At 63.3% G+C, this 26,631-nt stretch carries 23 protein-coding genes; 10 read left to right on the top strand and 13 right to left on the bottom strand.

What is annotated here, in order from left to right; all coding sequences use genetic code 11:
• Positions 1-61: 61 nt before the first annotated feature.
• Genes WEE69_05885 through WEE69_05875 form a run of 3 tightly spaced genes read right to left on the bottom strand, consistent with a single transcriptional unit; the run spans position 62 to position 4,166 of the window.
• Positions 62-1,798: a hydantoinase B/oxoprolinase family protein gene (locus WEE69_05885; protein MEX1144818.1), complete on the bottom strand. Its 1,737-nt coding sequence runs from the start codon at positions 1,796-1,798 to the stop codon at positions 62-64.
• Between the two features lie 5 nt (positions 1,799-1,803).
• Positions 1,804-3,012, bottom strand: coding sequence for a CoA transferase (locus tag WEE69_05880; GenBank protein ID MEX1144817.1), 1,209 nt, complete (start codon positions 3,010-3,012; stop codon positions 1,804-1,806).
• The gene (locus tag WEE69_05875) at positions 3,009-4,166 is read right to left on the bottom strand and encodes an acyl-CoA dehydrogenase family protein (GenBank protein ID MEX1144816.1); all 1,158 of its coding nucleotides are present in this window, start codon (positions 4,164-4,166) and stop codon (positions 3,009-3,011) included. Before WEE69_05875 ends, WEE69_05880 begins: the two co-directional genes overlap by 4 nt.
• Before the next feature lie 57 nt (positions 4,167-4,223).
• Between WEE69_05875 and WEE69_05870 the strand changes: the two genes are divergently transcribed.
• Positions 4,224-5,408 carry a thiolase family protein gene (locus tag WEE69_05870; protein MEX1144815.1) on the top strand — a complete coding sequence of 395 codons (1,185 nt, stop codon included), beginning with the start codon at positions 4,224-4,226 and terminating at the stop codon, positions 5,406-5,408.
• 22 nt (positions 5,409-5,430) lie between these two features.
• Here the strand turns inward: WEE69_05870 and WEE69_05865 are convergent, their stop codons facing one another.
• Both WEE69_05865 and WEE69_05860 read right to left on the bottom strand, forming a co-directional pair.
• The gene (locus WEE69_05865) at positions 5,431-6,225 is read right to left on the bottom strand and encodes an enoyl-CoA hydratase-related protein (protein ID MEX1144814.1); all 795 of its coding nucleotides are present in this window, start codon (positions 6,223-6,225) and stop codon (positions 5,431-5,433) included.
• Entirely contained in the window at positions 6,222-7,397 is a 1,176-nt protein-coding gene (locus tag WEE69_05860; GenBank protein ID MEX1144813.1) for an acetyl-CoA C-acyltransferase, read from the bottom strand. The genes WEE69_05865 and WEE69_05860 overlap by 4 nt, the downstream gene beginning before the upstream one ends.
• 79 nt (positions 7,398-7,476) lie before the next feature.
• Between WEE69_05860 and WEE69_05855 the strand changes: the two genes are divergently transcribed.
• The 6 genes from WEE69_05855 to WEE69_05830 are packed head-to-tail and all read left to right on the top strand — an operon-like array spanning position 7,477 to position 14,200.
• Positions 7,477-8,235 carry an SDR family NAD(P)-dependent oxidoreductase gene (locus tag WEE69_05855; GenBank protein ID MEX1144812.1) on the top strand — a complete coding sequence of 253 codons (759 nt, stop codon included), beginning with the start codon at positions 7,477-7,479 and terminating at the stop codon, positions 8,233-8,235.
• Positions 8,232-8,627 carry a RidA family protein gene (locus WEE69_05850; GenBank protein MEX1144811.1) on the top strand — a complete coding sequence of 132 codons (396 nt, stop codon included), beginning with the start codon at positions 8,232-8,234 and terminating at the stop codon, positions 8,625-8,627. The genes WEE69_05855 and WEE69_05850 overlap by 4 nt, the downstream gene beginning before the upstream one ends.
• Positions 8,624-10,678: an acetate--CoA ligase family protein gene (locus tag WEE69_05845; GenBank protein MEX1144810.1), complete on the top strand. Its 2,055-nt coding sequence runs from the start codon at positions 8,624-8,626 to the stop codon at positions 10,676-10,678. The genes WEE69_05850 and WEE69_05845 overlap by 4 nt, the downstream gene beginning before the upstream one ends.
• The gene (locus WEE69_05840; GenBank protein MEX1144809.1) at positions 10,678-11,106 is read left to right on the top strand and encodes a cobalamin B12-binding domain-containing protein; all 429 of its coding nucleotides are present in this window, start codon (positions 10,678-10,680) and stop codon (positions 11,104-11,106) included. Before WEE69_05845 ends, WEE69_05840 begins: the two co-directional genes overlap by 1 nt.
• A 44-nt stretch (positions 11,107-11,150) precedes the next feature.
• Positions 11,151-12,683: an AMP-binding protein gene (locus tag WEE69_05835; GenBank protein ID MEX1144808.1), complete on the top strand. Its 1,533-nt coding sequence runs from the start codon at positions 11,151-11,153 to the stop codon at positions 12,681-12,683.
• On the top strand, positions 12,680-14,200 hold the full coding sequence (locus tag WEE69_05830) for a methylmalonyl-CoA mutase family protein (GenBank protein ID MEX1144807.1): 1,521 nt from the start codon (positions 12,680-12,682) through the stop codon (positions 14,198-14,200). The genes WEE69_05835 and WEE69_05830 overlap by 4 nt, the downstream gene beginning before the upstream one ends.
• A gap of 9 nt (positions 14,201-14,209) precedes the next feature.
• On the opposite strand, the gene WEE69_05825 is transcribed toward WEE69_05830, so the two are convergent.
• The 7 genes from WEE69_05825 to fabG all read right to left on the bottom strand — a co-directional run bounded on the left by WEE69_05825 (position 14,210) and on the right by fabG (position 23,946).
• A complete protein-coding gene (locus tag WEE69_05825; GenBank protein MEX1144806.1) occupies positions 14,210-15,856 on the bottom strand; it encodes a methylmalonyl-CoA mutase family protein in 1,647 nt (548 codons plus the stop codon).
• The gene (locus WEE69_05820) at positions 15,843-17,309 is read right to left on the bottom strand and encodes an NADH:flavin oxidoreductase (protein ID MEX1144805.1); all 1,467 of its coding nucleotides are present in this window, start codon (positions 17,307-17,309) and stop codon (positions 15,843-15,845) included. The genes WEE69_05825 and WEE69_05820 overlap by 14 nt, the downstream gene beginning before the upstream one ends.
• A 122-nt stretch (positions 17,310-17,431) precedes the next feature.
• Complete coding sequence (locus WEE69_05815) at positions 17,432-19,027, bottom strand: AMP-binding protein (protein MEX1144804.1); 1,596 nt, start codon at positions 19,025-19,027, stop codon at positions 17,432-17,434.
• A 4-nt stretch (positions 19,028-19,031) separates the two neighbouring features.
• Positions 19,032-19,847: a PaaX family transcriptional regulator C-terminal domain-containing protein gene (locus WEE69_05810; protein ID MEX1144803.1), complete on the bottom strand. Its 816-nt coding sequence runs from the start codon at positions 19,845-19,847 to the stop codon at positions 19,032-19,034.
• Between the two features lie 188 nt (positions 19,848-20,035).
• Positions 20,036-22,102, bottom strand: a complete 2,067-nt coding sequence (locus tag WEE69_05805) for a hydantoinase/oxoprolinase family protein (GenBank protein MEX1144802.1) — start codon at positions 22,100-22,102, stop codon at positions 20,036-20,038.
• 48 nt (positions 22,103-22,150) lie between these two features.
• Positions 22,151-23,149, bottom strand: a complete 999-nt coding sequence (locus WEE69_05800; GenBank protein ID MEX1144801.1) for an LLM class flavin-dependent oxidoreductase — start codon at positions 23,147-23,149, stop codon at positions 22,151-22,153.
• A gap of 50 nt (positions 23,150-23,199) precedes the next feature.
• Positions 23,200-23,946 carry a 3-oxoacyl-ACP reductase FabG gene (fabG, locus tag WEE69_05795; GenBank protein MEX1144800.1) on the bottom strand — a complete coding sequence of 249 codons (747 nt, stop codon included), beginning with the start codon at positions 23,944-23,946 and terminating at the stop codon, positions 23,200-23,202.
• Positions 23,947-24,018: 72 nt separating this feature from the next.
• Between fabG and WEE69_05790 the strand changes: the two genes are divergently transcribed.
• The 3 genes from WEE69_05790 to WEE69_05780 are packed head-to-tail and all read left to right on the top strand — an operon-like array spanning position 24,019 to position 25,607.
• Positions 24,019-24,435: a cobalamin-dependent protein gene (locus WEE69_05790; protein ID MEX1144799.1), complete on the top strand. Its 417-nt coding sequence runs from the start codon at positions 24,019-24,021 to the stop codon at positions 24,433-24,435.
• Positions 24,436-24,467: 32 nt separating this feature from the next.
• A complete protein-coding gene (locus WEE69_05785) occupies positions 24,468-24,944 on the top strand; it encodes a MaoC family dehydratase (protein MEX1144798.1) in 477 nt (158 codons plus the stop codon).
• 12 nt (positions 24,945-24,956) lie between these two features.
• Complete coding sequence (locus WEE69_05780; GenBank protein MEX1144797.1) at positions 24,957-25,607, top strand: isochorismatase family cysteine hydrolase; 651 nt, start codon at positions 24,957-24,959, stop codon at positions 25,605-25,607.
• A 24-nt stretch (positions 25,608-25,631) separates the two neighbouring features.
• On the opposite strand, the gene WEE69_05775 is transcribed toward WEE69_05780, so the two are convergent.
• Entirely contained in the window at positions 25,632-26,534 is a 903-nt protein-coding gene (locus WEE69_05775; GenBank protein MEX1144796.1) for a DMT family transporter, read from the bottom strand.
• Positions 26,535-26,631 lie beyond the last annotated feature (97 nt).

The raw sequence follows: 26,631 nt of genomic DNA, 5'->3' as shown, positions 1-26,631 counted from the left end.
GAGGCGACACTATAGAGTTCTTTTGCCGATCGCAAGATCAGCAGCAGGGCAAGCGACGGACTCAGTCGTGCCGCGCTGCCTCACGAAGGCGTGTCGTCTCGTCGGCATCGACCACAACGTGATCGGGCATCACCTGCACCGCGACGCCGTACCGCTGGGACGCGGCAACCGGCGTCACGAAACCGAGCTCGACGTCCCGAGCAACGCGGCCGGGATCCCGATCCAACGGATCCCCGTAACCTCCCCCGCCGGCCAGGCGGATGCTCACGACATCGCCATACTCGAGGTCAAAGGACGCCTTACTGCCGACAAGCCGCTCAGTGTCAGTTTCCGGGTTTACAACGGTGGCACCCAGTGACCCCGTGTTGCCGCCGAAGAGACCGTAGGAGGCCACAACGTTACGGTCCGAGAGGTTGGTGAAGCGCACGGCATCCGCGAGGATTCGAACATCGCGCCGAAGACCGCTGCCACCGCGAAACTTCCCCGCGCCGCCCGAGTCTGGGATGAACTCGAACCGTTCGATGACGACCGGTTGATCAACCTCGATCGATTCGACCGGAATGTTCGATGCATTGAACGGTGAGGACATGGCCTCACACCCGTCCCTGCCTGCTCGGGCACCGGTTCCCCCGAAGACGAGCTCATAGCCCACGAATCGCCTCCCGCTACGGCGGTCGATCCCGCCGTAGGTCGGGTTCGCCATGTGAGAGCACGCGGCTTGCACCTCTTCAGGCACGGCTTGACTCAGGGCCCCGATCACTACTTCAAAGATCCGATGGCAACACACGGCACGCGGTCCGCCACCGGCCGGCCGACGCGGGTTGACGAACGAGCCCTCGGGGGCGCTGACCGTCACCGCCCGGAGCGCACCGCCGCTCATCGGTCCGTGCGGATCCGTGAGGCATTTGACCGCCATGTATGTGTACGAGCGGGTGTAGTTGATATAGCTGTTCAGGCCAGATTCGGTTTGACTGTCGGTCCCCGTCCAGTCGATGTCGATCGCGTCGTCGGTGACGGTCACCGTCGCCTGCATCTTGATTGGCGGCGTACCAGGACCACAGTCGTCCATGTAGTCAGTGAACGAGTACGCGCCGTTGGGGATCTCACGAATGCGCTCGCGCATACGCGCCTCGCTCGCATCCATGATTGCGGCCATGCACGTTCGGACGGTTTCGAGTCCGTGCTGCTCGAACAGTTCAATGACGCGCCGCTGACCGACGAGCAACGAATTGCGTTGAGCGCGCAGATCACCAAGCAATGAGCCCGGTGTGCGTGAGTTCGCGAGCACGAGCTTCCATACCCCTTCCACCTCACGACCGCCATCCACAAGCTTGATAGGCGGAATGAACAGCCCTTCTTGGTGGTAGTCGAAGATTCCTTCGACGGCTTGGCTGCCCGGCCGTGAACCACCCACATCAGTCTGATGGACGAGGTTCGTCAGGAATGCGACGACCTCGCCGTTGTAGAACACGGGCTGAGTGAGGAAGAAGTCGGGAAGGTGGCCGGATCCGAGCGCCGGATCGTTCAACAGGATGGCGTCACCAGGCTGCAACGACTCGACTGGATATGCGTCGATTGCGTTGAGCACCGCGAAGTTCATCGCCCCAAGGTGGCCCGGTGTGTACGGACCCTGAACGACCATCTGGCCGCGCTCGTCGAAGATCGCGACCGAGAAGTCCTGACCCTCGCGAACTTGGGGCGAGTACGCGGCTCGGTGCAGCGAGGTTCCGATCTCGACTGCGATCGAGTGGAACGCGCCCCAGACAACACCGAGCGTGATCGGATCCGGTTGTTCCATTCCCTCTACTCCTCCACGGCCGGTCCCTCGGCGACGACTCCTGCTGCGCGCCAAGCAGCCAATTCCTGTGCCGAGTGCTCCAGGAGCCCGCCGAGGATCTCGTCGTTGTCTTGACCCAAGAGTGGCGCTGGCTCGAACGTCTCGGCGTCTCCCACCTTGATGGGATTCCCGACGACCGGATACACACCGACGCGCGGGTGCGCGCTGCTGGTCTCGGTCACCATCCCGCGGTGTCGCACCTGGTCGTCGGTCAGAACGCGATCCACCGTGTTGACGGGCCCACAGGGAACACCCGCGGTTCGGAGTGCATCGATCCACTCCTCGGCCTCCCGCTCGAGGAACCGGGCCCGCAGCAGAGGAACGATGACGTCGCGCGCCGCGTGACGCTGTGCGTTTGTCGGGTATTGATCGATGAGCTCATGACATCCGAGCACTTCACAGAACGGCGCCCAGTGCCGATCCACGAACACGGCAATGACGATTGGGGATGTGGAAGTCTCGACGAGCTGATAGGGCACTACGGATTGGTGCTCGGTCCCGATCGGCCCTGGTACCTGACCATCCGTCAGCCAGTACTGCGCGACATAGGTGAGCAAGGACACTTGGGCATCCAGCAAGCTGAGGTCGATGTGTTGCCCCCGACCGGTCCGGTCGCGCTGAACGATCGCACCCAGGATCGCGAGGGCACCCAACATGCCGCCTGCCAGATCCCCCATTGGGATGCCCATACGCACCGGCGACCCATCACGTTCTCCAGTGATTGACATCGCGCCACCCATCGCTTGCAGGATGAGGTCGAAAGCTGGCAGGTCGCGGTAGGGGCCGTCTTCACCGAAGCCGGTGATCGAGCACGTGATGATGTCCGACTTCACCTGTGCACACGCACCGTGATCGATGCCAAGCCGCTGCATGACTCCGACCCGGAAGTTGTCGATGACGACATCGGACACGCGGACGAGTTCGAGGAAGAGGTCCCTGCCCTCGGATCGCTGCAGATCGATAGCAACGCTGCGCTTGTTGCGATTGATGCCGAGGAAGTAGGCGCTTTCGCCGTCTACGAACGGTGGACCCATCGTGCGGATTGGATCGCCGCCGCTGGGGTCCTCAATCTTGATGATCTCGGCGCCCATGTCGCCAAGAAGCAACGTTCCGTATGGCCCCGCGAGCATCCGGGTCAGATCGAGAATCCGCAGACCCTCCAGCGTCTGGCTCACGAAGCGTGCGCTCGGAGGACGTCGCGTCCAATGATCATCTTCAAGATCTCTGACGTACCGCCGCCGTACAACAGGAACCTGGCGTCTCGGAAAAAGCGTTGCGCGGGATACTCCATCGCGAAGCCGTAGCTGCCGAAAATCCGCGTAGTTTCATCGACGGCTTTCACGCATGCTTCGGACGCGAACAACTTCACCATGGCAGTCTCGCGGACCGTTGCCGTACCGGCTTCGACTCGCCGCGCGACCTCATCGGTGAGCACGCTGGCGGCAAACAGGTCGGTCTCCATGTCGGCAAGCTTGTGCTGAATTGCTTGGAAGTCGCCGATCTTGGCGCCGAATGCCTCACGCTCGTTTGCGTACGCAGCCGCGGCGTCCCGCGCACGACGGCCCAGGCCAACACTGAGTGCTGCCGTCATGGTGCGAATCTCGGACAGGATCCCACCGACGATGCGAGCCCCATCGCCCACATCGCCCAAGAGCGCATCGTCGGGAACAAAGCAGCCATCCAACCTGATCTCGGATGTGAGCGACGATCGGACACCTAGTTTCTTGATCGGCTTGCCCACCTCGAAGCCGTCGGTCTTGGCGTCGAGGAAGAACAGGGCGATGCTCTTCATTCCGGGCTCGTCGGAGGTTCGCGCCCCGACGGTCAGGAAGTCAGCGACCGGCGCGTTGCTGATCCAGGTCTTGGAGCCATTGATGACCCAACCTCCATCGATTTTCTTCGCCCGGGTCTGGATCGCTCCGAGATCGGAGCCGGCGTTGGGCTCGGTAAGAGCAAACGTCGCGACCTTCTCTCCCCGCAGTGCCGGCTCGAGATAGTCGGCCCGGTGTGCGTCGGTGCCATAGCGATGGACAAACGCCGTTCCCATCAAGCCCTGCATGGCACAGATCGCAGCGAGCGCGAGGTTCCCATAGGCGAGCTCTTCCCACAGCACACACGCCGTCGCCAGGCCAGCGCCTTGTCCCCCGACGTCCTCCGGGTACCGGATGCCGAGGTAGCCAAGTGATCCGAGGCGGCGGAACAGCTCGAAGGGGAATTCGTCCTGGTCAAGCTCCTCCTCGCGAGGGATCACCTCATTGGCAACGAACTGGCGCACAGCCGCTCGGAAGAGCTCGGTCTCTTCGATCTCGCCTGGTCGTCGCTCTGGCATCTGCTGCTCCTCGCGGTACGATGACGATCGCAACATTACTTATAGCCGAGGTTGCTCATGTTTGAGAATGCCGCAATTCCGCTGGGCTTTGCGTGGTCGTCACCATTCACGCGGTGGCAAGGCCCGCTTGCCTCCATGTCGGCGCTCGATCTCGTCGTCGATGTGACCGAACGGGCACTCGAAGCGCGCGGCCTGCCAGCAGCCGACGCATCCGAGGTCGTGCTGGGATGGACGATCCCTCAACCCGGCCTGTTCTATGGCGCGCCGACGGTCGCGGCCCGGCTGGGTGCACCCGGAGTGACCGGCCCGATGATCTCTCAAGCGTGCGCGACTGGCGTAGCTGTGTTGCTCGCCGCTGCGCTCCGAGTTGAGACGTCGTCCGCCGACGAGCTCGTCCTCGCGCTGACGACAGACCGCACCAGCAACAGTCCTCTCCTCGTGTACCCGACGGACGGCGCGCCGGGTGCGCAGCCGACCACCGAACACTGGCTGCTCGACGCGATGGCCGGTGATCCCTGGGCTGGGGAGTCAATGGTCACGACCGCCGAGATCGTCGCACGGCAGTCTGGAATGACGCGCGACCAACTCGATGAGCTTACCCAGCTGCGATTTGACCAATACCAGGCATCGCTCGCTGACGACCGTTCGTTCCAGCGCCGGTACATGGTGTCGGCGGAAGTACCGCAACGTCGAGGCGCGATCGTTGTGGATGCTGACGATGGGATCCATACCACCACCCCTGAAGGGTTGGCCAAGCTTTCGCCAGTCGAACCTGACGGCGTGGTTACGTACGGCACGCAGACGCATCCGGCCGATGGCGCAGGCGGCATCGTGGTCACCTCGGTGCCCACCGCGCAGAAACTCTCCAACGATGGGATCGCGCGCGTGCTCGGTATTGGGACTGCTCGCGCCGCCAAGGCCGAAATGCCAAAAGCGCCCGTGCCAGCCGCGCAGCGCGCGCTTGACTCTGCACAACTGACCATCGATGACGTCGACCTCATCACCACACACAACCCTTTCGCGGTCAATGATCTGTACTTCTCACAGCAGACGGGCTTTCCGGTAGAGCGCATGAACACCTACGGCTCGAGCCTGATCTACGGTCACGCTCAAGCTGCAACTGGAACCCGGGCAATCGCGGAACTGGTCGAGGCCCTACGTGAGCGCGGCGGCGGCATCGGCGTGTTCACCGGCTGCGCCGCCGGTGATACCGGCGCAGCAGTCGTACTTCGCGTCGAATAGACGGAAGCAGCCCGGGACAGAGCTAGCGGAAGGCTGAGAAGTCGGGGTCGCGACGCTCGTTGAATGCCGTGTACCCCTCGGTCGCCTCTGCGGTTGTCGTGAAGAGATCCAGACCCGCGTAGGCCATGTTCCCGAGTCCGACAAGGTGGTCGCTGTCCGCGTTGAAACTGTGCTTGAGAAAGCGCAACGCGGTTGGCGACAGCGCGCACATGCGACGCCCCCACTCGGTGGCCTTGGAAAGGAGTTGATCCGAGGGAACCACCTCGTTGACCAGCCCCCAACGCTCCGCGGTCGTCGCGTCGTACTGGTCGAGCAGGAACCAGATCTGGCGGGCGCGCTTCTCCCCCACGACTCGGGCGAGGTAAGCCGTCCCGAACCCTGCGTCGAAGCTCCCTACGCGCGGTCCGGTCTGTCCGAACCGCGCGTGTTCGGCCGCGATCGTCAAGTCGCACAGCACATGAAGCACATGGCCACCGCCGATCGCGAAGCCATTGACCGCCGCGATCACCGGCTTGGGGATGTTGCGAATCGTCTCGTGGAGACGTTGGATCTCGAAGAGGCCGGACTCAGTCTCGCTCTGCCCATACGTGCCGGTCTCCAGACGCTGCTTCTGGTCGCCGCCGGCGCAGAACGCCCGCTCCCCGGCGCCAGTCAGGACAACTGCGCCCACGGCTCCGTCCGCCCATGCCCGCTTGAACGCGTTGATCAGATCCTCGACCGTACGGGCCCGAAACGCGTTCATTCGGTCGGGACGATTGATCGTGATGACCGCGACCCCTTGGTCGACCTCGTACACGACATCTTCAAATTCCCTCACGGATCCACCTCACAAGCGATCGCGATTCCTTGACCCACACCAATACACGCCGCGGCGATGCCACGCCCACCCCCGCGTCGACGGAGCTCCACGCAGAGGTCGATGACGATCCTCACTGCGGACGCACCCAAGGGGTGCCCCATTGCGATTGCGCCACCGTTCACGTTCACCCGTTCGCGCTCTAGCTCCGGAAGGTCTTGGAGCGTGCACAACACCATTGCCGCGAACGCTTCATTGATCTCGATAAGGTCGAACTGCTCGAGCGGCACCGCGACACGCTTCGCAACGTTTCGGATCGCCTCAACGGGCGCAACAGGAAAGCGGTCGGGCGCGGTCCCGACGACACTCGATGCCATGATCGCGCCGATCGGATCGATTCCAAAGCGTTCGACGGCGTGAGCGCTGCCGATGAGAGCCGCCGCAGCCCCATCGTTGATGGGCGACGAGTTGCCGGCCGTGACCGTCCCATCTGACGAAAAGGCAGACGGCAACTTGGCCAGTGCACTCAAACTCGCGTCATCTCGAATCGATTCATCCCGGGCGAGACCGCCGGCGGGCACGACGTTTTGCTCGAACGCACCCGACGCCCACGCGGCGGACGCAGCTCGATGACTCCTCAATGCCCATGCGTCCTGCGCGTCACGCTCAATTCCGTACTCCGTGGCAACGGTTTCGACGACGCCGCCCAACGAGTTGGTCCATTCGGCGGGGAAGCCCGGATTGACGAAGCGCCAGCCGACGGTGCTGTCCACAAGCTCGAGCGAACGCGGGAACGCGGCATCGGGTCGCGCCACCACGAACGGGGCTCGGCTCATGCTCTCGACCCCACCGGCGACGATCAGTTGCGCATCATCGATCGCGATTGCCCGCGCCGCTTGGACCAACGCCTCCGCGCCCGATCCACACAATCGGTTCACGGTCGCGCCGGGCACCGTCACCGGCAGCCCCGCCAGCAGGGCCGCCATGCGGCCGACATTGCGGTTGTCCTCACCGGCGCCATTCGTGTTCCCCAGCACCACATCCTCGATCGTCGCCGGGTCGAGGCGCGGTTGACGTGCGACCAACGCCGCAATCGGCAGCGCGGCCAAATCATCGGTTCGCAGCCCCGAGAGGCCACCACCGCGCTTGCCGAAGGGCGTGCGCACGGCATCGAGGATGTAGGCGGGGCGCATATGCCGAAATTTTGACGAGCGCAACGAGATGTGGCAAGTTCGGCCGGGTCCAGGCTCACATCGGGGAGTCCCGCCAACCGTGGAACCGTCGCGAACGAGCGTCGTCACCGGGGCGGGGCGAGGTATTGGCGCCGCCATCGCTCGCCACCTTTCTGCTCACGGTCACCGAGTCGCGCTGACCGCGCGCACCCAGTCAGAGCTAGACGCGACGGCCAGCACCCTCGTGGGGCCAACCATGGTGGTCGCTGCCGATCTCACAAACGGCGACGACGTCGACCGCTTGTTCTCACTCGTGGAAAACGAATGGGGTCCGGTTGAAATCCTCGCGGCCAACGCTGGAGTTGCGCGCTCGGCACCGCTGGCGCGAACTGACGACGAACTTTGGGACCTTCACATCAACGTGAATCTCACAGCAGCCTTTCGATGCGTCCGCCGGACAGTCCCGCGAATGGTGAGCAACGATTGGGGTCGGGTGATCGTCACGGGCTCCACCACATCTCGGGCTGGCGCCCCCTATGTCAGCGCCTACGCCGCATCAAAACATGGGCTGCTGGGCTTGGTCCGTGCAGTTGCTGCCGAGGTCGCTGGCAGTGGCGTGACGATCAATGCCGTGTGCCCCGGGTTCGTCGACACCGACTTGACCGATACGTCGGTGGCCAACATCGCTGCAGCCACCGGCGCGACTGAAGAGACTGCGCGTGACCGACTCGCACACATGCAGGGCCACGGACAATTCATTACCAGCGATGAAGTAGCCCGCGCAGTGCTCTACCTCGCCTGCGAGGGAAGCATCAACGGGCAATCTCTGGTGATCGATGGAGGGACACTGCTGTCATGACGATCAAGCGCGTGAATCCCCCTTCGCTGAGTCCGCCAACCGGGTTTAGCCATGTCGTCCACGGCAACGGACAGGTCGTCTTCCTCGCGGGCCAGACAGCGCAAGACGCTACGGGCGCCATCGTTGGCGAGACTGTCGTCGACCAGTTCGAGCGCGCACTTGCAAACCTCGTAGAGGCGATCACCGGCGCTGGCGCAAGTGTTGACCACCTCGCCAAGCTCGTCGTGTATTGCACCGATGTGGAGGGGTACCTGAACAGTCTCAAGGATCTTGGGCGCATCTGGCAACGGCTCGTTGGTCGCGAGTACCCCGCAATGACCTTCGTCGGAGTGCAACGCCTGTTCGACCCAGCCGCGCTGATCGAACTCGACGGTTTCGTGATTCGGCCGTGACGGCAGCGACCACGTCCGCGCTGGAGTATCTCTGGGAAGCCCGATCGATAGCGATCGTCGGTGCAAGCAACCGAGACGGCGCGCTGGGATCCCTACCGATCAAGTACCTGCAGCGTTATGGATACGCCGGCACGATCGTTCCGATCAACCCGTCCGCGAAGGAGGTGCACGGCCTCCCCAGCTACCCGTCGCTCGCCGTCGCGCCGATGCCGATCGACTTGGCGCTGGTCATGGTCAGCGCCACACACGTCGCGGACACCATCGATGAATGTGCCGCAGCCGGCATTCCGATGGTCATCATCGGCGCCTCAGGCTTCGCCGAAGCCGGCCCCGAAGGCGCAGCGCTCCAACGCGAAATCGAATCTCGCGCCAAGTCCGCCGGCATCCGTCTCCTAGGGCCGAACTGCATCGGCGCCGTTGGCTTCGCGACCAAGCTCATGGCGACCTTCACCCCTCTGTTCTCGGCACGGGAAGTCCCGTGGCAGACCGGCAACATCGGTTTTGTGAGCCAGAGCGGTGCACTCGGCTTCGGCGCCGTCAGCCTCGCGTTGGAGCGCGGCCTCGGATTGGGGTGGGCCATCAACACCGGCAACGAGGCCGACGTGACAGCGCTCGAGGTTCTCGAAGCGCTCGCACAACTCCAGTCGTGTCACGCGCTGCTTGCATACCTCGAGCAGCTCTCCGACGCGAACGCGCTCCGACGTCTTGCAGTCCTTGGAAAGCCGATGGCGTTCATCAAGGCCGGCGGAAGTGACGCCGGCGCCTCCGCCGCTGCCTCCCATACGGGCGCCCTTGCCACGGCAGACCGAGTGGTCAACGCGGCGTTACGCAAGTACGGCATCGCGCGTGCGCAGGACGTCGACGAGCTCCTCGACTTCGGAGAAGCCTTCAGCCAGCCGCGGCGGCCGGCAGGTCCTCGCGTCGCGGTCGTCTCCACCTCCGGCGGATCGGGAATCCTTGCCACCGACGCGATTGAATCGAGCACGCTCACACTGGCCACTCTCGGGGAAGCAACCCAGGCTGTGCTCGACGAGTTCGTCCCCGCGTTCGGGTCGACCACCAATCCGGTCGACGTCACCGCCACCGTGATGTCGGACGTCTCGGTCTTTTCCCGCTGTTTGGACGCCGTCGCGGACGATCCTGGCGTCGACACGATCATTGCCTGCTTCTGTGTCCTCGTCGACGATGACGTGGATGCCATTGTCAGCACCCTGGGGACTGTGGCAGCCCGATCAGGGAAGCCCGTGCTAGTCGCTCGAACTGGTGGGGATTTTCTCGCGCCGCTGGCCAAAGACGCGTTGCGACACGCAGGAATCCCTTCGTACACGACGCCGACGCGAGCAGTTCGGGCTGCCGACGCGCTGTGGACAGTGTGGGCAGAAGGTCGGAGCCCAACGGTTTTGACCCTGCAATCAGTCACGCCTCCATCACATGCCGACGAGCACAGCCTCAAGCTGCTCCTGGCCGCGGCCGGGCTACCTGTCACGCGGGGCCGTCTCGTTCACTCCGACTCCGATGCCCAAGACGCCGTCCTCGAGCTCGGCGGGCTCGCGGTGGGCAAGGCCGTCGTGCCCGGCCTCCTGCACAAGACCGACGCGGGCGGCGTCGAGCTCGGGATCACACCTGAGACTGCATCGCGCGTGTACCAACGCCTGAAGCAGCTCGGTGGCGAAGTGCGCTTCGAGGAGATGGTCACTGGGCACACCGAAGTTCTGGTGGGCGTCGCATCGACGCCGTTGGGCCCGGTCGTCAGCGTCGGCACCGGCGGCATTCACACCGAGGCGATGGGTGACGTCACCGTGCGCCTGGCCCCAGTCGATATGCACGAGGCCGCGGCGATGATCGCCGAAACCGCGGTCGGACGGCTCCTCACGAGCACACGAGGGCAGCCCGCGGGTGACATTCCGTCCCTCGCTCAGCTCGTCGCGACGGTCTCACAGATCGTCGACGGATGGCCCGCGGGGTTCGAGCTCGACCTCAATCCCGTTGCCGTGTTCCCCACCGGGATCCGTATCCTCGACGCGGCCTACGTCGAACCGCGCGCGAAATGATGAGCTCGCCCCGCACTTGGCGTGTGCTCGTCGCCAAGCCCGGCCTCGACGGTCACGACCGCGGTGCCAAGGTCGTAGCGATGACCTTGCGCGACGCCGGGTTCGAAGTCATCTACTCCGGGCTGCGACAGTCCCCCGAGGCCATCGCCGAGGTCGCCCTCCAGGAAGATGTGGATGCTGTCGGCCTGTCATCCCTCTCCGGAGCACACGCCACCGTGTTCCCCGCCGTCGTCCGGGAACTCCGCGCCCGTCACCTCGACCACGTCCTCGTGTTCGGCGGCGGCGTGATCCCTGACGCGCACATCGCGCAACTCGAGCACGCCGGGATTGCCCGTGTCTTCACACCTGGGGCACCCCTCGGCGAGATTGTCTCGTGGCTCAAGGGTGCGCTTGCCGCCCGCCGCGACGAGCCCGCCGAGCCTCTATGACGTTATTGTGGCGACCGTCACACGTTCAGTAGATCAGGAGAGGCATGAACCTCGGCACTCTCGTGGCGCGGGCAGCGCAGCGGCATGGCACCGGCATCGCCCTCGAAGAACCAGGGCGACAGCTGTCCTTTGTCGAGGTCGCCGACCGCTCGCGGCGCCTCGGTCGTGGCCTGCTCAACCTGGGATTGGCGCCGGGCGACCGCGTCCTTGATCTCCAATCGAACGGGATCGCCTACGTCGAGACCGACTTCGGCATCTCCTCGGCTGGGCTCGTCCGAGTCGCCTTGAACTATCGCCTGAGCCCAAGCGACTGGTGTCGCATCGCACGCGACTGCGACGCCAAAGCCCTCATTCATCGCGCCGAGTTCGCAGACAGGATTCAGGAACTGCGGGATGTCGTGGACCACACGATCGTGATCGGCGATGGAGACGGCATTCCCTACGACCGGTTCCTTGCGGATTCCGAACCCCATCTCACAGACGACATTGCGCCGGACACGCTCATCTCACTCAACTACTCGTCCGGCACCACCGGAAAGCCCAAGGGTGCGACTCGGACCCATCAGAATCGCATCGCGAGCCTCTACAACATCCTCACTGACATCATGACGCCGACGCCGGCCGATGTCTGGTGCCATGCCGGTCCCATCACCCACGCCAGCGGCCTCTTCGTGCTTCCACACTTCCTGATGGGTGCCCGCCAACTCATTCTCCCAACCTTCGATCCCGACGACCTGTTCGAGGCGGTCAACCACCGTGGGGTGACGGGGACAGTGCTCGTACCCACGATGGTGGCGCGACTCTTGATGCACGACGACTTGAACGCGTTGGATACATCACGCCTGCAACGCCTGGTCTATGCAGGCTCGCCGATGCCATCGGAGCAGATCCGCGAAAGCTTCGAACGGATCACTTCGAACCTCATCCAAATGTACGGGTTGGTCGAGGCGATCCCGCCCGTGACGGTGCTCTCGGCGGACGATCACGCGCTGGGCATCACGTCGCATCCTGAGCTGCTCACGTCGGCTGGTTTTCCGTGCGCTGGCGTCGAGGTTCGCATCGTCGACGAGCACGGTTCCACGGTCCCCCCTGGAGAGGTCGGCGAGCTCATCACCCGTGGTGACCACACGATGTCCGGCTACTGGGGTATCGCGGATGAATCCGCGGCCAAGTCCGTGGTCGATGGATGGCTCCACACGGGCGACCTCGGCAAGCTCGATTCGGCCGGACGGGTGTACCTCGTAGACCGCAAGGGCGACATGATCATCTCCGGGGGCTACAACGTCTATCCCCGCGAGGTCGAAGACGTCATCGCTGAGCTGCCAGGCATCGCCGAGGTCGCTGTTGTTGGCGTTCAGGACGCGGAATGGGGCCAGCGCATCGTTGCGCTCTACTCCGTTCGGGACGGTGAGCACGTCGCCGTGGAGTCGGTGCTCGCCCACTGTCGCCAGCGACTCTCCGCCTACAAGAAGCCGAAGGACATTCGGCAGGTCGATGCGTTCCCGCTTCAGGCCACGGGCAAGATCTCGAAAAAGCAGCTTCGTCTGGACCTCGAGGCCGAAAGGGTGAACCGATGACCCTTCGGGCCGATTACGCCCCGGAAGGAGCCGAACGGCCCGGCCAGTTCCCGTTCACCCGCGGGGTCACCGACCAGCCGGGACCCTGGATCATGGGGCAGTACGCCGGCTTCGGTTCTGCCGCCGACACCAACCAGCGCTTCCGTGAGCTGCTCGACGCGGGCCAGACCGGGTTCTCGGTGGCTCTCGACCTTCCCACACAGCTTGGCCTGGACTCCGATGACCACTTGGCCCTGGGCGAGGTCGGCAAGGTCGGTGTGGCGATCGACAGTCTCGCCGACATCGAGATCCTCATGCGTGACATTCCGCTCGAGCAGATCTCCCAAGTTCGCACGACGGCAAATTCCATTGGCTACCTGTGGGCCGCCATGTTCGTCGCGCTCGCCGAGCAACGTGGTGTCGACCCGAACGAGTTCGGTCTGTTCATCCAGAACGATGTCCTCAAAGAGTTCATCGCTCGCGGCACTCAGATCTTCGAGCCCGAACCGTCCCTGAGCTTGGCCGTCGACGTGATCGAATACTGCGCCCGGGAAGTACCCAACTGGGTGCCCCTCGCCATCTCCGGCTACCACATCCGCGAGTCCGGATCCGATGCGGTGCAGGAAATCGCCTTCACGTTCGCCAACGCCATTGCGTACCTCGATGCCGCCATTGCCCGGGGACTGTCAGTCGACCAGTTCGCGCCAAGTCTCTTCGCGTTCCTCTCGTCCGGTATCGAGATCCTCGAAGAGGTCGCCAAGTTCCGGGCCGCGCGCCGGGTCTGGGCCCACCTTCTGCGGGACCGTTACGGCGCCAAGGACCCGAAGTCGAGCCAGTTGCGTATCTTCGCGTTCACCGCGGGTTCGTCGCTCACCGCGCAGCAGCCACTGAACAACATCAGCCGTACCACGGTCGAAGGCTTGGCGGCCGCTCTTGGTGGCGTCCAGACACTCCACGTCTGCGCGTACGACGAAGCGCTCGGCACGCCGACAAGCGACGCAGCCACGGTGGCACTGCGAACCCAGCAGATCCTGTGCTTTGAAACCGGTGTGACCGAGACTCTCGACCCCTTCGCCGGGTCATACGCGGTCGAGGCGTTGACCGACGAGCTTGCAGCGCAAGTCCTCGGGGTGATGGACCGCATCGACCAACGCGGCGGTTCCATCGCGTGCATCAGCAGCGGGTGGTTCCAGAACGAACTCAACGAGGCCGCCTACCGCCAAGCACGCAACGTCGAAACCGGTGAGACGACCGTGGTCGGCGTGAACCGCTTCACTTCAGAGCCGATCGCGCTCCCGGCTTTCGAGATCGATCCCAGGACGGAACAAGCACAGCGTGATGCGCTCTCCACCCTGAGGGCGCGGCGCGACAGCGACGCCGTCAAAACGGCCCTTGATCACATCACCGCGGCAGTACGCGGCAACGAGAACGTGATGGATGCGTGCATCGAGGCGGTGAAGGCCTACGCGACCGTTGGCGAGATCATTGGCCGGATCCGCGACATCGTGGGCGCCTGGCGGCCAACGCGCGCGCTCTGAGCGTTCCCGTTAGCCGAAGATCGCGGCGATGGGCTCCCGATAGACCCCAAAGACATCTCGCAGCGCATCGAAAATCTCGCCGACGGTTGCGTAGTTGCGAACGCACTCAATGGTCGCCGGCATGATGTTCTCGTCGGGATTGGCCGCGACATCCTTCAGGCGAGCAAGCGACTGTTTCACCGCCTGGTCATCTCGGGAGTTTCGAACGTGGTCGAGCCGTTCGAGCTGCTCAGCGAGCGCTCCTTCGTTGTACTCGAACAGCGACGTAGGTGCCTGCGCGTCGTCTGTTTCGAAGATGTTCTCGCCGACGATCAGTCGTTCGCCTGACTCGACGGCACGCTGATCGCGATAGGCCTCGTCCAACACGAGCCGTTGGACATAGCCACTTTCGATGCAGCTAGCCATGCCACCACGCTCATCAATGTCATCGATGAGCTCACGGATTCTTTCCTCATACTCGTCTGTCAGCGCCTCGACGTAGTACGAACCCGCCAGCGGATCAGCAGTGTCCGCCAATCCCGCTTCGTACCCGAGGATCTGCTGAGTCCGCAACGCCAACAGCATCGCTTCCTCGTCGGGAATTCGATACGCCTCTTGCCAGGTATTCACCGTGAAGCTCTGCACACCTCCGAGCACAAGCGCGATCGCCTCTACGGTGCCTCGAACCACGTTGTTCAATGGCTGGCGCGCGCTGTACGTCGACCCGCACGTTCCCGCGAACCACAAGAAACGCCATGACCTTTCGTCGGTGGCCCCGAATCGCTCGCGCATGATCCGCGCCCAGAGACGGCGTGAAGCCCGATACTTCGCCACTTCTTCGAAGAGATTCATGAACGCGCCAAGGTTCCAGGAAATCCTTGGTGCGAACGCGTCTACTGGTATCCCGCGCTCTATTGCACGATTCACATATTCGATCGCGTTCGAGATCGCGAAGCCCATCTCCTGCACTGCGTTCGCACCCGATTCGCGTATGTGGTAGCCACACACGGAGATCGGGTTCGCCTTGGGCATGACCTTCGAGCAATACGCAAAGGTGTCAGCCACGATCCTCAGGCTTGGTTCCACCGGAAAGACGCACGCGCCTCGAGCGAAGAACTCCTTGAGGATGTCGTTTTGGACGATCGGCCGCAGGCGGTCAGCAGGAATCCCCTTCTTTTCGCCGACAGCTTCGTACAGAGCCAGGAAGAGAAAGGCGGGCGCGTTGATGGTGAACGAGCACGAGATGTCTTCGAGCGGAATACCGTCGAACAGAACTTCGAAATCTGCAAGTGAGTCAATCGCTACACCGACGCGGCCAACCTCTGAACGCCACTCGGGGTAGTCAGAGTCGAAACCCATCTGCGTAGGGAGATCCAACGCCGTTGACAGCCCGTGCACGCCTTCCTGCTCGAGCAGACGTCGATGCCAAGCATTCGTCTCGCGGACCGTCCCAAATCCTGTGTAGGTCCGCATGGTCCACAACTTTTGGCGGTACATGTCACGGTACGGCCCGCGGAGATAGGGATACTCCCCCGGGTCTCCGCTGTCTCGCTCGTAGACACGGTTCGAGACGTCACCTGGCCCGTAGACAGGCTTGATCTCGACGCCTGACGACGTGTGCACTTTGCGAAGACCATCGTCTCGGATCGTTGGATCAGCCTGCTCAGAGCGAGACATCTACATCCTCCAATGCCATCGCCTCGTCGGCATCATCCGGACCAAGCTCGATCTCGACGATGTTGGATGGCACACCGCGACGACCACTCTCATCGTAGGGAACTACGCGATACCGGTACGAGCGACCCCTCAGGACAGAATCGTCGAGCTGCGAGGCTCGCGTGCATGACGTGAGGCGCTCATATGGACCGAGGTCCTCGGAGCGCAGCACGTCGAAACCGACGGCCGGGCCCTCCGGTCGTGTCCACTTCAATCGAATCTGTCCTGCCTCGGCGCTCGCCGTGAGGGGTTCGAGATTCTCAGGCCAGCGGATCGGCACCTGACTCTGCTCGTCCGGACGGGGAGCCTGGATCGCGTCCTTCGGCCACAAGTAACACACGACCGTGTTGAAGTTCTCGTCCAGTGACTTGCAGACGTTGCAATAGATGCAGCGCACCGTCTCGTCCTCACGACCCTCACGGAACTTCTTGAGAAGGTATGGATCGGCAAGGAGGGCGCGTGCCATCCCCACGATGTCGCATACCCCGCGCTGCAACAAGTCCTCCGCGAGCTGCGCGCTTCCGATCTTGCCCGTGGCGAGCACGGGCGTGTCGCAACCATGCGACCGCAATGTGCTCTTCACTGCCTCAGCCATCCAACTGTTCGCACCGTCGACATACGTGTCGCCGGGCATACAGCGATCGCCGCTGTAACCGGTGTACGGATACAGCGGCTTGCCCTCGCGATGAACCGCGTCCTCGAACTTGCCACCTGCAGACAAGGACACGTATCCAGCACCGAGCTCGGCGAAACGGACCGCCATTTGGCCGGCCTCGAGCACCGAGTACCCACGCCGAATGCTCTCGTCGGCATCGAACCTGACCGCGACCCCAAACGACGGGTCGACCCTCGCGCGCACGGTCCTGAGAACCTTTGAGGGAAGGCGCAGACGGTTCTCGAGCGTGCGGCCGTACTTGTCGGACCGACGGTTGTGACGCGAGAGCAACGACGAAAGTGTGTACGCATGCGCCATGTGGAGCTCGACGCCGTCGAAACCAGCTTCTTGCGCGCGAAGAGCCGCGGAGGTGAAAAGCTCCGGGAGCTCTTCGAGGCGTTCCGCATCGACCTCTGACACCTTCTCCCGCCATCCCGACCTGGCGATCTTCAGGAAGTGGATGATCTGGAGGAAGACCTTGGAGTCCGATGCCGCGTGGCACGCCGACGTCAATTGACGCAAGCCAGGGATGAACTCGTCGTCGGACACGCGCAGAAGCGGTCCCGACTTTCCGCCGTGCACTGACGAGGCCTCGACCACGATCAGGCCAACGTTTCCTTCGGCGTATCGCACGTATCGGTCAACGACATCGTCGTTCACCCGGCCGTCTTCACCCGACAAACGTGTGACCATCGCTGGAACGGCCAAGCGGTTCGGCAATGTGACCGGGCCCACATTGAGGGCTTCGAGCAGTTTCATCGTCTGGTGGCGTCTGCCCCTGTCCTGCGGCGGCGTGCGAAGCCACATTATGGCATTTCTGTGACGATCGCTAGACGAGCGTCAGGCGCCCCTCATGGCCGGTTTGGGCCCGCGTGGTCCGCTCACGCCTCGGCAGCACTCCTCCCCAATGCCCGCCGGCGGAGCTTGCCATTGGCCGTTCGAGGGAGAGACGTGACGTACTCGATCTCGCGAGGACACTTGTAGACCGCAAGTCGGGACTTGACGAACTGCCGGAGCATGTCGGTCGGCTCAGAATCGAGTGACTCCGCCAGGACGACCCAGGCCTTGACAATCGAAGTCCCACTGGCGGTCTCGGCGCTCGCCACGCCACAGTCCGCCACCAGTGGATGCCCCAGGAGGATCTCCTCGACCTCGACCGGCGACACGTTGTAGCCGGACGCAACAACCATGTCGTCTGCCCGGCCCTGGTACCAGAACACGTCGTCCTCGTCACGTATGAACACATCCCCGGTGTAGTTCCAGCCGCGCCGCACGTACTCACGCTGACGCTCATCATGGAGGTACAGGCAGCCGGTGGGCCCTCGCACGGCAAGTTGCCCCGGTTCCCCGGGCGCGGCATCGACCATCTCGTCGCCGACCACCCGAGCCTCGAATCCGGGAATCGCTCTTCCGGTAGCTCCCGGTGGGAGCTCGGCGCCGGGTGAGGAGATGAAGTTGTGCAGCAGTTCGGTGCTCCCGATCCCATTGGTGATGGCGACGCCGGTTGCCTCGCGAAATGCCGCGGAGGTCGCGGCCGGCAGGTGCTCTCCGCCGGATACTGCAATGCGAAGCGACGAGAAGCTGTGGTCGCGAGCGAGGTCGGCCAGGTCGAGATAAGCCTTCGGTGCAGTGAAGCACACCGACACAGAGTGTCGGTCGATTGCATCGGCGAGGACATCCGGCCCACCCCGCTCGAACAAGACACTTGCTGCTCCAACCCGCATCGGAAATACCATGAGCGCACCGAGCCCATAGGTGAAGGCGAGTGACGGTGTTCCGGCGAAGACATCATCCGAGCGTGGGCGCAAGATCTCGGCCGAGAAGGTGTCGGCGATTGCGAGCACGGACCGATGGAAGTGACACGGCGCCTTTGGCTTGCCGGTCGTGCCTGAAGTCGAGCCCACTAGACAGACGTCATCGGCGTCGGAATCGTCGTCCGAGAACGAGTCTGGCTGGTGCTCGGCGCGGCGCAACGGATCGCTCGAGCCCCCATGACCCCAGCAAAGGATGCTCGGCGGACTTGCGGCCTCAAGCTCGGTACTAACGGTGTCGTGACAGACGGCGATGGCTGGCTGCGTCATCTCGAGAACATCGCGGATCTCCTTTTCTTTCAGCAACGGGCTTGTAGTTACGACCACGCCTCCGACCTTGAGGGCTGCAAACCACCATGCAACGGTCCATGGGGAGTTCCAGCTCCGCAGCACGATGCGATCGCCGGGTTGGAGCCCGTGGTCATCGACCAGGACGTGCGCAAGGCGGTTCGCTCGTTGGAGGAGCGCCGAATACGTCCATTCCTCGTCATCGGTGATGAGGCAGGGCCGTGGCCCCCAACCGCGCTCCACTGCACGATCGAGGAGCTCGGTAGCAGCATTGAGCTTGCTCGGGTATTGGAGCGATGGAAGCGAAAACTGGAAGTGGGGCCACTCGTCGCGGCGAGGCAGGCCTTTCGTCAGAAAGGGGCTGAGAGCACGCGCCACCGGATCAGCCCTCGACGACGTCCATGACCCGCTTGAAGGCGCGCATCTCGATCAACCCGCGGAGCTCGTTGAACACGCGGCGCGCCCGTTCGGCCTCCCAGTCCTCAGGGAGCAGCTCAGGGGGAAGGCCAGGGTCCATGTACGGCAAGCGACGCCATTCTGACACCAGCCGCATGACATCGATGAAGGCGTCACGATCGGTCATGCTGCCGTCATTTCGCCAACGTTTGAGGGCAGGCTCGTGACGCGAGAGGAACTCGCTGTACAACGCTCGCAGATGATCGAGGTCCCATGCGCGCGACACAAATTCAGGCAGTTCGAGAAACGCCGAGTATGCGCCCTCAAAGAGATGAACGTAGCGGTCCAACTTGTTGCCTTCGAGCACACGCTTCACATCGGGGAGTATGCGACGTGGTGCGATCCACACTGCGGCTTCGACCTGTCCGAAACCGAGCCATGCGAGGCGCGACCGCAACGAGTACCGCTGGTCTCGCTCCTTCTCGGGCACCGAGAACACGGCGATCACCCAGCCATCGATCAAGTCGGCTGGTCGTTCGGAGTTGAAGATCCGCTGATCGCCGGCGGCCAGGATGTCCAATGCCTCGTCGGTCAGCGCGTATCCGGCGGACTCGCTCCGCGATTCGGCTCGAAGAAGGCCAGCTCGCTTCATGCGGGAAATGGCCGACCGCGCCGCTTGCTCGTCGATTCCAAGATCTGCCATCAAGACCACAAGGTCTGCGACGGCGATCCAACCTCCAAGTCGCCGGACGAACACGGCATAGACATCGAGGATGAGTGACTTTGGTTGCGTCGCGGGCATTCCTACAGCACTCCGGTCCCCGTCAGATCCCGCTACCGATGCCCAACAGGTCCGGAGCCGCTTGCCGAACCGATCGCGCGCCGGAGCCTATAGCGCATGGATTACGGCCGTCAGGTGGCGGCGTGTCGGCTGCCTCGCTCGCCATCGAATAGGCGGATGCCATGGTGCGCCTCCTGTTGCGCTCGTCGCTACGGCTCATTTCGGATGATCAACGTGCCGAAGTCATCGACGACCGCTCGGAAGCCAGGTGGCACCACGGCGGTGGACTCGCGTTCTTCGATTACCGCCGGACCAACGATCTCCGCTCCTGACGTCAACGCAGCGTGCGAATAGGCGGGCGTGTCGACGTATCCCTCATACTCGGGAAAATACGCTGGCCGCGTCTCGCGCAAAGCGTCGTCTGGCAACCCAGCCCCTCGCGTAATTCGACCGAGGTTGATCTCGGGAGTCGGTCCATACGCGGTGACCTTCCACGTCGTTGCCTCGATACTCTGGTCTCCGCTGCTGAATCCATAGCGAGCGATGTACGCCTTCTCGAAGCGCTGACGGAGCAACGCCATCTCAGCTTCGGTGAGGTCGCCAGCTGGGACCTCGATCGAGAGCTCATAACCTTGTCCGATGTAGCGGAGTTCCACCTCTCGGACCAAGACGGGGCTCTCTGCCGCGCCTGATTCTCGAATAGTGCGGGATGCTTCGGCCTCAAGTTCAGTGAATAGGTGGTTCAATGCCTTAAGGTCAGTGTCGGCAAGGGTGCCGACGAGGCTGCGCGACACGTCAAACCGCACGTCAGCGGCGAGCATGCCGATTGCTGAAGCAACGCCAGCTGCCGCAGGCACGATGACCGTCGGCATGCCGAGAGCTGACGCCATTCGACACGCGTGCGCAGGTCCGCATCCACCGGTGGCCACCAACGCCAGATCGCGCGGATCGTACCCACGGTCGATCGACACGACACGGGCAGCGAGCTCCATGTTCAGGTTGGCGATGCGATGGATCCCCCAGGCGGCCTCCTCGAGGCTGATCCCGAGAGGTTCCGCGACGTGTCGTCGGACCGCGTCGTGGGCTGCTTCTGCGTCCAGTGTCATGGTGCCACCCGCGAAGTTCGCGGCACTCAGATAACCCAACACCACGTTCGCGTCCGTCACGGTCGCGTGGTCGCCGCCTCGGCCGTAACACGCGGGTCCTGGGGTCGACCCCGCGCTTTCGGGCCCGACCTGAATCGTCCCCATCCCGGCTTCGGCGATGCTGCCCCCACCGGCACCGATCTCGACCAAGTCGATGGAGCGCACGCTCATCGGGATGCCGCTGCCGGCCTGGAGGTCCACCTTGTGCAACTCGAATTGGCTGACCGTCTCCGGCACGCCGTCCTTGATCATCGCCAGCTTTGCGGTCGTGCCCCCCATGTCGAACGCGACGACATCGGCGTTGTTGGTCAGGCCGCCGTAGAGCGCAGCAACGATGGCGCCACCGGCGGGACCAGACTCGATCATGCGCACAGGAAGTCGGGTCATGGCCTCGGCGGTGGCAATTCCACCGTTCGATTGCATGATGAACAGCCGTCCCTTGTAGCCCGTGTCGCGGACTTCCTCGAGCATTCTCTGCAAGTAAGCGCGCACGGCGGTCATCACATAGGCGTTCACGGCCGTCGTACTCGTGCGCTCGTACTCGCGGATCTGCGGCGACACTTCGGATGACAGCGACACCGCGATCTCGGGAGCGACGTCGTGCACGATTTCGGCAAACCGTCGTTCGTTGGTTGCGTTCCGGTAGCTGTGCAAGAAGCAGATGGCGAGGCTCTGGATCCCGGCTGAACGAATCTGTTGCACCACTTCTCGCGCGGCCGGCTCATCCAACGGCGTCGCCACGGAGCCGTCCGCCAACGTTCGCTCCCGGATCTCCCAGATCGAAGATCGGCCGACAAGGGGCTCAGGCTTCTCGATCTGGAGGTCGTAGAGCGAGTATCGCTTCTCGCGGGCAATTGCCAGCACGTCTCGGAAGCCTGCGGTCGTGACCAGGCCGACACCGACTCCCTTGCGCTCGATGATGACATTGGAACCCCAAGTCGTGCCGTGGATGAGCTGCTCGAGGTCCGACCATTGCGCGGCACCGCGGTAGAGGATCTCCTGGAGGCCGGCGAGGCACGCGTCGGACGGATCCGGATAGGTCGTCAAGCGCTTGCCCGTGAACAACTGTCCATTCGAGGTCAGCAGGACGAAGTCTGTGAAGGTCCCGCCAACGTCAAAGCCGAGTCGCATGCCTCTCCTCACGATGCGCCCGTTGGGGGTGCCCGATCTTCACCTCGGTCATGACACGGTTGATTGCGCACCGCGAAATTTCGGGAGCACACTCTGGGTAAATCGACTCACTTGATCAAACTGGTCGATCGCACCGAACCGACACACGAAGTAGGTGACGCCAGCGTCGAGAAAGCGATCAAACCACGCGGTCACTTCGTCTGGCGAGCCGACGGGTCCCCAATCGACCAAGTTCACGTGCTCTCGGAGCTCGGGGTAGTAGCTGTCGATGTACTCCCGTTGCATTGCGTGAGCAGCATCGGTGGTGTCCGCCAACGTCAGAGTGACCTGATAGGCGACATCGAACTCGTCGAGATTGATGTCGCTCTCGGATGCCGTCTGTACAAGCATCTCGAGTTGCTGTTCCAATTCTTCGGGGTGACCCGCTCGACAACAAGTGAGCCACCCATCGCCGTACGTGAGGATTCGACGGCACGCGTTGGCGACCTGTTGTTCACCCGCCGGGTTCATGATGTTCGGGTTTGAGACAACCCAGATCGGTGGTGATCCCTGCTTCGCTGTGAAAGGGGCTAGCTCGGTACCCGAGTAGAACGACACGTCGTCGTACTGGAAATGCTTGCCGTGGAAGGTGACCGATCCGGAGCTCCAGATGGTCTTGAGGACGTGCAGGCACTCCTCCAGCCGGGACATTCGCTTGCCGAATTCGAGACCGAGCGAGGCGAACTCCAACTTCACCCGGGGTTCGGCATTCCCAGCACCTGCACCGAGGATCATTCGCCCATTCGAGAGGTGGTCCAGCGTCGCCCATTGCAGTGCGAGGTACAGAGGATCACGCAGCGACGCGACGAGCGCTGAAGTCCCGAGCTGCACCCGCGAGGTCCGCTGGCTGAGCGCACCGAGGAGTGTCAATGCCTCGAATCGAGGCTTGGAGAACAGGCTGTCGCCCACGAACACTGCATCGAAACCCAATTCCTCGACCTGTTCTGCGAGTGCCAAGAGGGCATTGAGGTCGTAACCCGGAGCGAGCAGAGGCTCACGGTTGTTCAAGTTGACCCCAAAGCGCGGCTGCGAGCGTTCGCGGATGGGAGGCGACGCTCTCACATGTAAGCCCCGCCGTTGATGTCCAGCACGGCTCCCGTCATGTACGACGCGTCTTCGCTGCAAAGGAATGCCACGGCGCCAGCGACGTCCCCTGGTTCGCCCGATCGGCCCAGCGGGATGTCATCGATCAGCTTCTGGCGGAGATCAGGAGGGACAGCTTGGGTCATCGCGGTGTCGATGAAGCCCGGGCGAATGGCATTGACGGTGGTCTGAAAGCGCGCAAGCTCGAGCGCGGCCGTTTTCACCAGCGAGAGGATGCCACCCTTAGCCGCGGTGTAGTTCGATTGCCCCAAGTTGCCCATCGCGGCCGAGATCGACGAGATGCACACGACACGTCCGGGGCCGTCGGCGCGCAGCCACGGGCTCGCAGCGCGCAGACACGCGAACGTGCCTGTGAGGTGGACCGCGATGACTGTGTCCCACGCGTCGTCGTCGAGCTTGTGCAAGAAACCGTCTCGCGCAACGCCTGCGTTGGTGATCAAGCCATCGAGGCCACCGAGCGACTCCGCGGCGGCGGGCACCACCTCGGCTACCTGGGATCGATTCGACACGTCGCAACCGAATCCCACGACCTGACCAGTTGTGCCTGCGATCTGCGACGCGGTGGCGGCGGCGGCATCCGCGTCGAGGTCCAGGATCGCCACGGCCGCCCCTTCAGTGGCGAGCCGGCGGGCAATCGCCTCACCGATTCCCCGTGCGCCCCCGGTCACGAGCACGCGTGATGTAGCCAACTTCAGCGGCATGGAACCCCCTCCGAGCCTGGGATCTTGCCACATTCTGACGACCGTCGACAAGACGGCATATTGCGACCTACGATGCGTGCCGTGGTGAATCAGCACCCGGTGCGAGTTCTCATCGCGAAGCCTGGTCTCGACGGGCACGACCGCGGGGCCAAGGTAGTCACGCGAGCGTTGCGCGACGCCGGTTTCGAAGTGATTTACACCGGGCGCCACCAATCTGTTGATGCAATCACCGCGACGATCCTCGACGAAGACGTCGATGTTGTCGGCCTGTCAATCCTTTCCGGCGCGCACATCGACTACTGCACGCGCTTGGCCGAGGGCCTGAGAGCTGCTGGCCGGCAAGACGTTGCGCTGCTTGTCGGTGGAGTGATCCCGCAAGACGATGTTCAAACGCTCACAGAGCTCGGCTATTCGGTCTTTCCGACCGGCAGCGCGTTGGATGAAATCGTCGAGTGTGCTGCTGCGGGTCGCACCGAGCGCAAGAGCTGATCTCGCCCTATTCCACTTGAGGAGCTGCGTTCATGACCGACCACACCCGACAAGCGCCGGCGTCGACGCCGAAGGTGAGTGAGCTGCCGGGACTGGTCGGCAAGGATCTTGGCTCTTCCGAGTGGGTGACGATTGAGCAACGCGACATCGATCTCTTCGCTGACGCGACCCGGGACCACCAATGGATCCATGTCGATCCCATCGCGGCCAAAGACGGTCCGTTCGGAACCACCATCGCTCACGGGTTCTTCACGCTGTCGCTATGTCCCTGGCTCCTCGCCGAGGTCTTGCAGGTTCCTGATGCGACGTCCGTCGTGAACTACGGCCTCAACAAGGTGCGCTTCCCTGCACCGGTGCCTTCGGGTTCAAGGGTTCGGTTGAGCATCCGGCTCAATGCTGCCGAGGCGATGGATGGAGGCGTTCAGGTCGCCCTTGGCATGACCTTCGACATCGACGGCAGCGAGAGACCGGCCTGCGTCGCTGAGATGGTGATCCGCTATCTCAGCTAGAACCTGACACCAGTGTTCGTTCCGACCACGTTCGAGATTCAGCCAGAGTCCACGGCCTTTCTCGTTGTTGACATGCAGCGGGACTTCCTTGCGCCCGGTGCTCCCTACGAGAATGCCATCGGGCGCGAAGCCGTCGAGACCATCAACCGCGTCTCCACGGTATGTCGCGCGCAGGGGATCCCTGTCATCTTCACCGCACAGGCTCATCGTGCCGACGGCAGCGATATCGGGCGTGTGGGAGTGCTACATCCTGTGACGGCAAGTGGCCAGGCCCTGCGTGAGAGCACGCCCGGCGTCGAGCTCTATCCAACACTCGAAGTGGAACCGACTGACCACATCATCACGAAGCGACGATTCAGTGCCTTCTTTGGAACGGACCTTGAGGTGCTCTTGCGCGGCCTGGGGGTCACTCTCCTGATCGTTGCGGGGGTTGCTGGCAACGTCTGTTGCGAGTCCACCATCCGCGACGCGTTCTACCGGGACTTCGAGGTCATCTACCTCTCAGATGCGACTGGCCCCGCTCCCCTAGCTGATCGTGGGTGGGGCGCCTTCGATGAGGACTCCGTGCACCGGTACGTGCTGACCATGGTCTCGACATTCTTTGGCGAGGTCGCAGAGTCTGGCGATGTCCTCGCCCGCATCGCTAGCGCATCTCACCGGTAATTCTCGGACCGGGATGGTCGCGATCTAGGTGGGCGCTACTGGATCAGCAGTAGTCCCCTCGACAAGTTCCGCAGCGGGTGTACGGACCACGAAGACGAGGGTCGCGATAACAATCGTCGATCCAACGATTTCGACTGCGCCGAGTTCCTCGCCGAACCAGAGCCAAGCCGCAACCGCGACGATCGGAGGCTGTGCGAGGAGCAAGGGCGCCGAGACAACCGCAGGAAGATAGGGATGCGTCCAGACCACCAGGACGTGTGCCGTCGTGCCTGCGACCATGGTGTAGGCCGCGAACGCGAACCCACGCCCGTTCATGTGGAGATTGCCGTGCATCAGCAGCGCCACTGGCGTGAGCAAGGCCGCTGCAGGAGCTAGGACCCCCAGCATTAATGCAATCGGATCCATCGAGAACCGGGCTCGCAAGACCCGGCCATAGAGGAACCAACCGGCGTACAGCATGAGCGCACCGACCGCGATCAAGTCGCCCTCGAGAGTCCAGGTGCCATTGCTTGATCCAGCAGCCGCCACGGCGAGGGTTCCGAGCACCGCCGCGCTGGCAGCGGCAGCGCGCTTCGCGCTCAGACGCTCGCCGAGTGCGATGACAGCAAACGCGACGACCACCACCGGTTGAAGTGAGGTGATCAGCGTGACGTTTAGGAGGCGGGTCCGGTCGATCGCAACGAACGCTACGGAGGCACCAGCGGCGAAGAGCGCGCCGCCGCCCACTAGCAACGCGAACACGCGACCCCTTGATATTTCTGCCGGCCAGAGCTCCAACTCCGGGCGCCGGCGTTGGCGCCACACGACAATCGCTGCAAGCGGCGGAACCGCGAACCACAAGCGCCAGGCATTGAACACAACCGGTTCTGCTCGTCCCGCGCGGACGAGCAACGACGATGCTGAATACGCGATCACCGCGATGGTCATCGCTACCAACGCTCGCCGACGCATTCTCACATTTGGATCTTGGCACCACCGCCGGACTGCAATCTGCACGCGTAAGGACGGGAGCGCGATCCTCTAG

The organism is Acidimicrobiia bacterium, from assembly GCA_040881685.1.
Taxonomy (GTDB): Bacteria; Actinomycetota; Acidimicrobiia; order IMCC26256; family PALSA-555; genus SHVJ01.
Note: the sequence above shows the minus strand (reverse complement) of the source record. Positions and strands in the feature narration are given on the sequence as shown.

Excerpts from the sequence above, each read along its gene's own strand:
- WEE69_05785 (MEX1144798.1), top strand. The coding sequence starts at position 24,468 with ATGACCGACCACACCCGACAAGCGCCGGCGTCGACGCCGAAGGTGAGT.
- WEE69_05885 (MEX1144818.1), bottom strand. The coding sequence starts at position 1,798 with ATGGAACAACCGGATCCGATCACGCTCGGTGTTGTCTGGGGCGCGTTC.
- WEE69_05825 (MEX1144806.1), bottom strand. The coding sequence starts at position 15,856 with ATGTCTCGCTCTGAGCAGGCTGATCCAACGATCCGAGACGATGGTCTT.
- WEE69_05875 (MEX1144816.1), bottom strand. The coding sequence starts at position 4,166 with ATGCCAGAGCGACGACCAGGCGAGATCGAAGAGACCGAGCTCTTCCGA.
- WEE69_05810 (MEX1144803.1), bottom strand. The coding sequence starts at position 19,847 with ATGCCCGCGACGCAACCAAAGTCACTCATCCTCGATGTCTATGCCGTG.
- WEE69_05820 (MEX1144805.1), bottom strand. The coding sequence starts at position 17,309 with ATGAAACTGCTCGAAGCCCTCAATGTGGGCCCGGTCACATTGCCGAAC.
- fabG (MEX1144800.1), bottom strand. The coding sequence starts at position 23,946 with ATGCCGCTGAAGTTGGCTACATCACGCGTGCTCGTGACCGGGGGCGCA.
- WEE69_05860 (MEX1144813.1), bottom strand. The coding sequence starts at position 7,397 with ATGCGCCCCGCCTACATCCTCGATGCCGTGCGCACGCCCTTCGGCAAG.
- WEE69_05790 (MEX1144799.1), top strand. The coding sequence starts at position 24,019 with ATGCGTGCCGTGGTGAATCAGCACCCGGTGCGAGTTCTCATCGCGAAG.
- WEE69_05835 (MEX1144808.1), top strand. The coding sequence starts at position 11,151 with ATGAACCTCGGCACTCTCGTGGCGCGGGCAGCGCAGCGGCATGGCACC.
- WEE69_05775 (MEX1144796.1), bottom strand. The coding sequence starts at position 26,534 with ATGACCATCGCGGTGATCGCGTATTCAGCATCGTCGTTGCTCGTCCGC.
- WEE69_05870 (MEX1144815.1), top strand. The coding sequence starts at position 4,224 with ATGTTTGAGAATGCCGCAATTCCGCTGGGCTTTGCGTGGTCGTCACCA.
- WEE69_05850 (MEX1144811.1), top strand. The coding sequence starts at position 8,232 with ATGACGATCAAGCGCGTGAATCCCCCTTCGCTGAGTCCGCCAACCGGG.
- WEE69_05805 (MEX1144802.1), bottom strand. The coding sequence starts at position 22,102 with ATGCGACTCGGCTTTGACGTTGGCGGGACCTTCACAGACTTCGTCCTG.
- WEE69_05840 (MEX1144809.1), top strand. The coding sequence starts at position 10,678 with ATGAGCTCGCCCCGCACTTGGCGTGTGCTCGTCGCCAAGCCCGGCCTC.
- WEE69_05830 (MEX1144807.1), top strand. The coding sequence starts at position 12,680 with ATGACCCTTCGGGCCGATTACGCCCCGGAAGGAGCCGAACGGCCCGGC.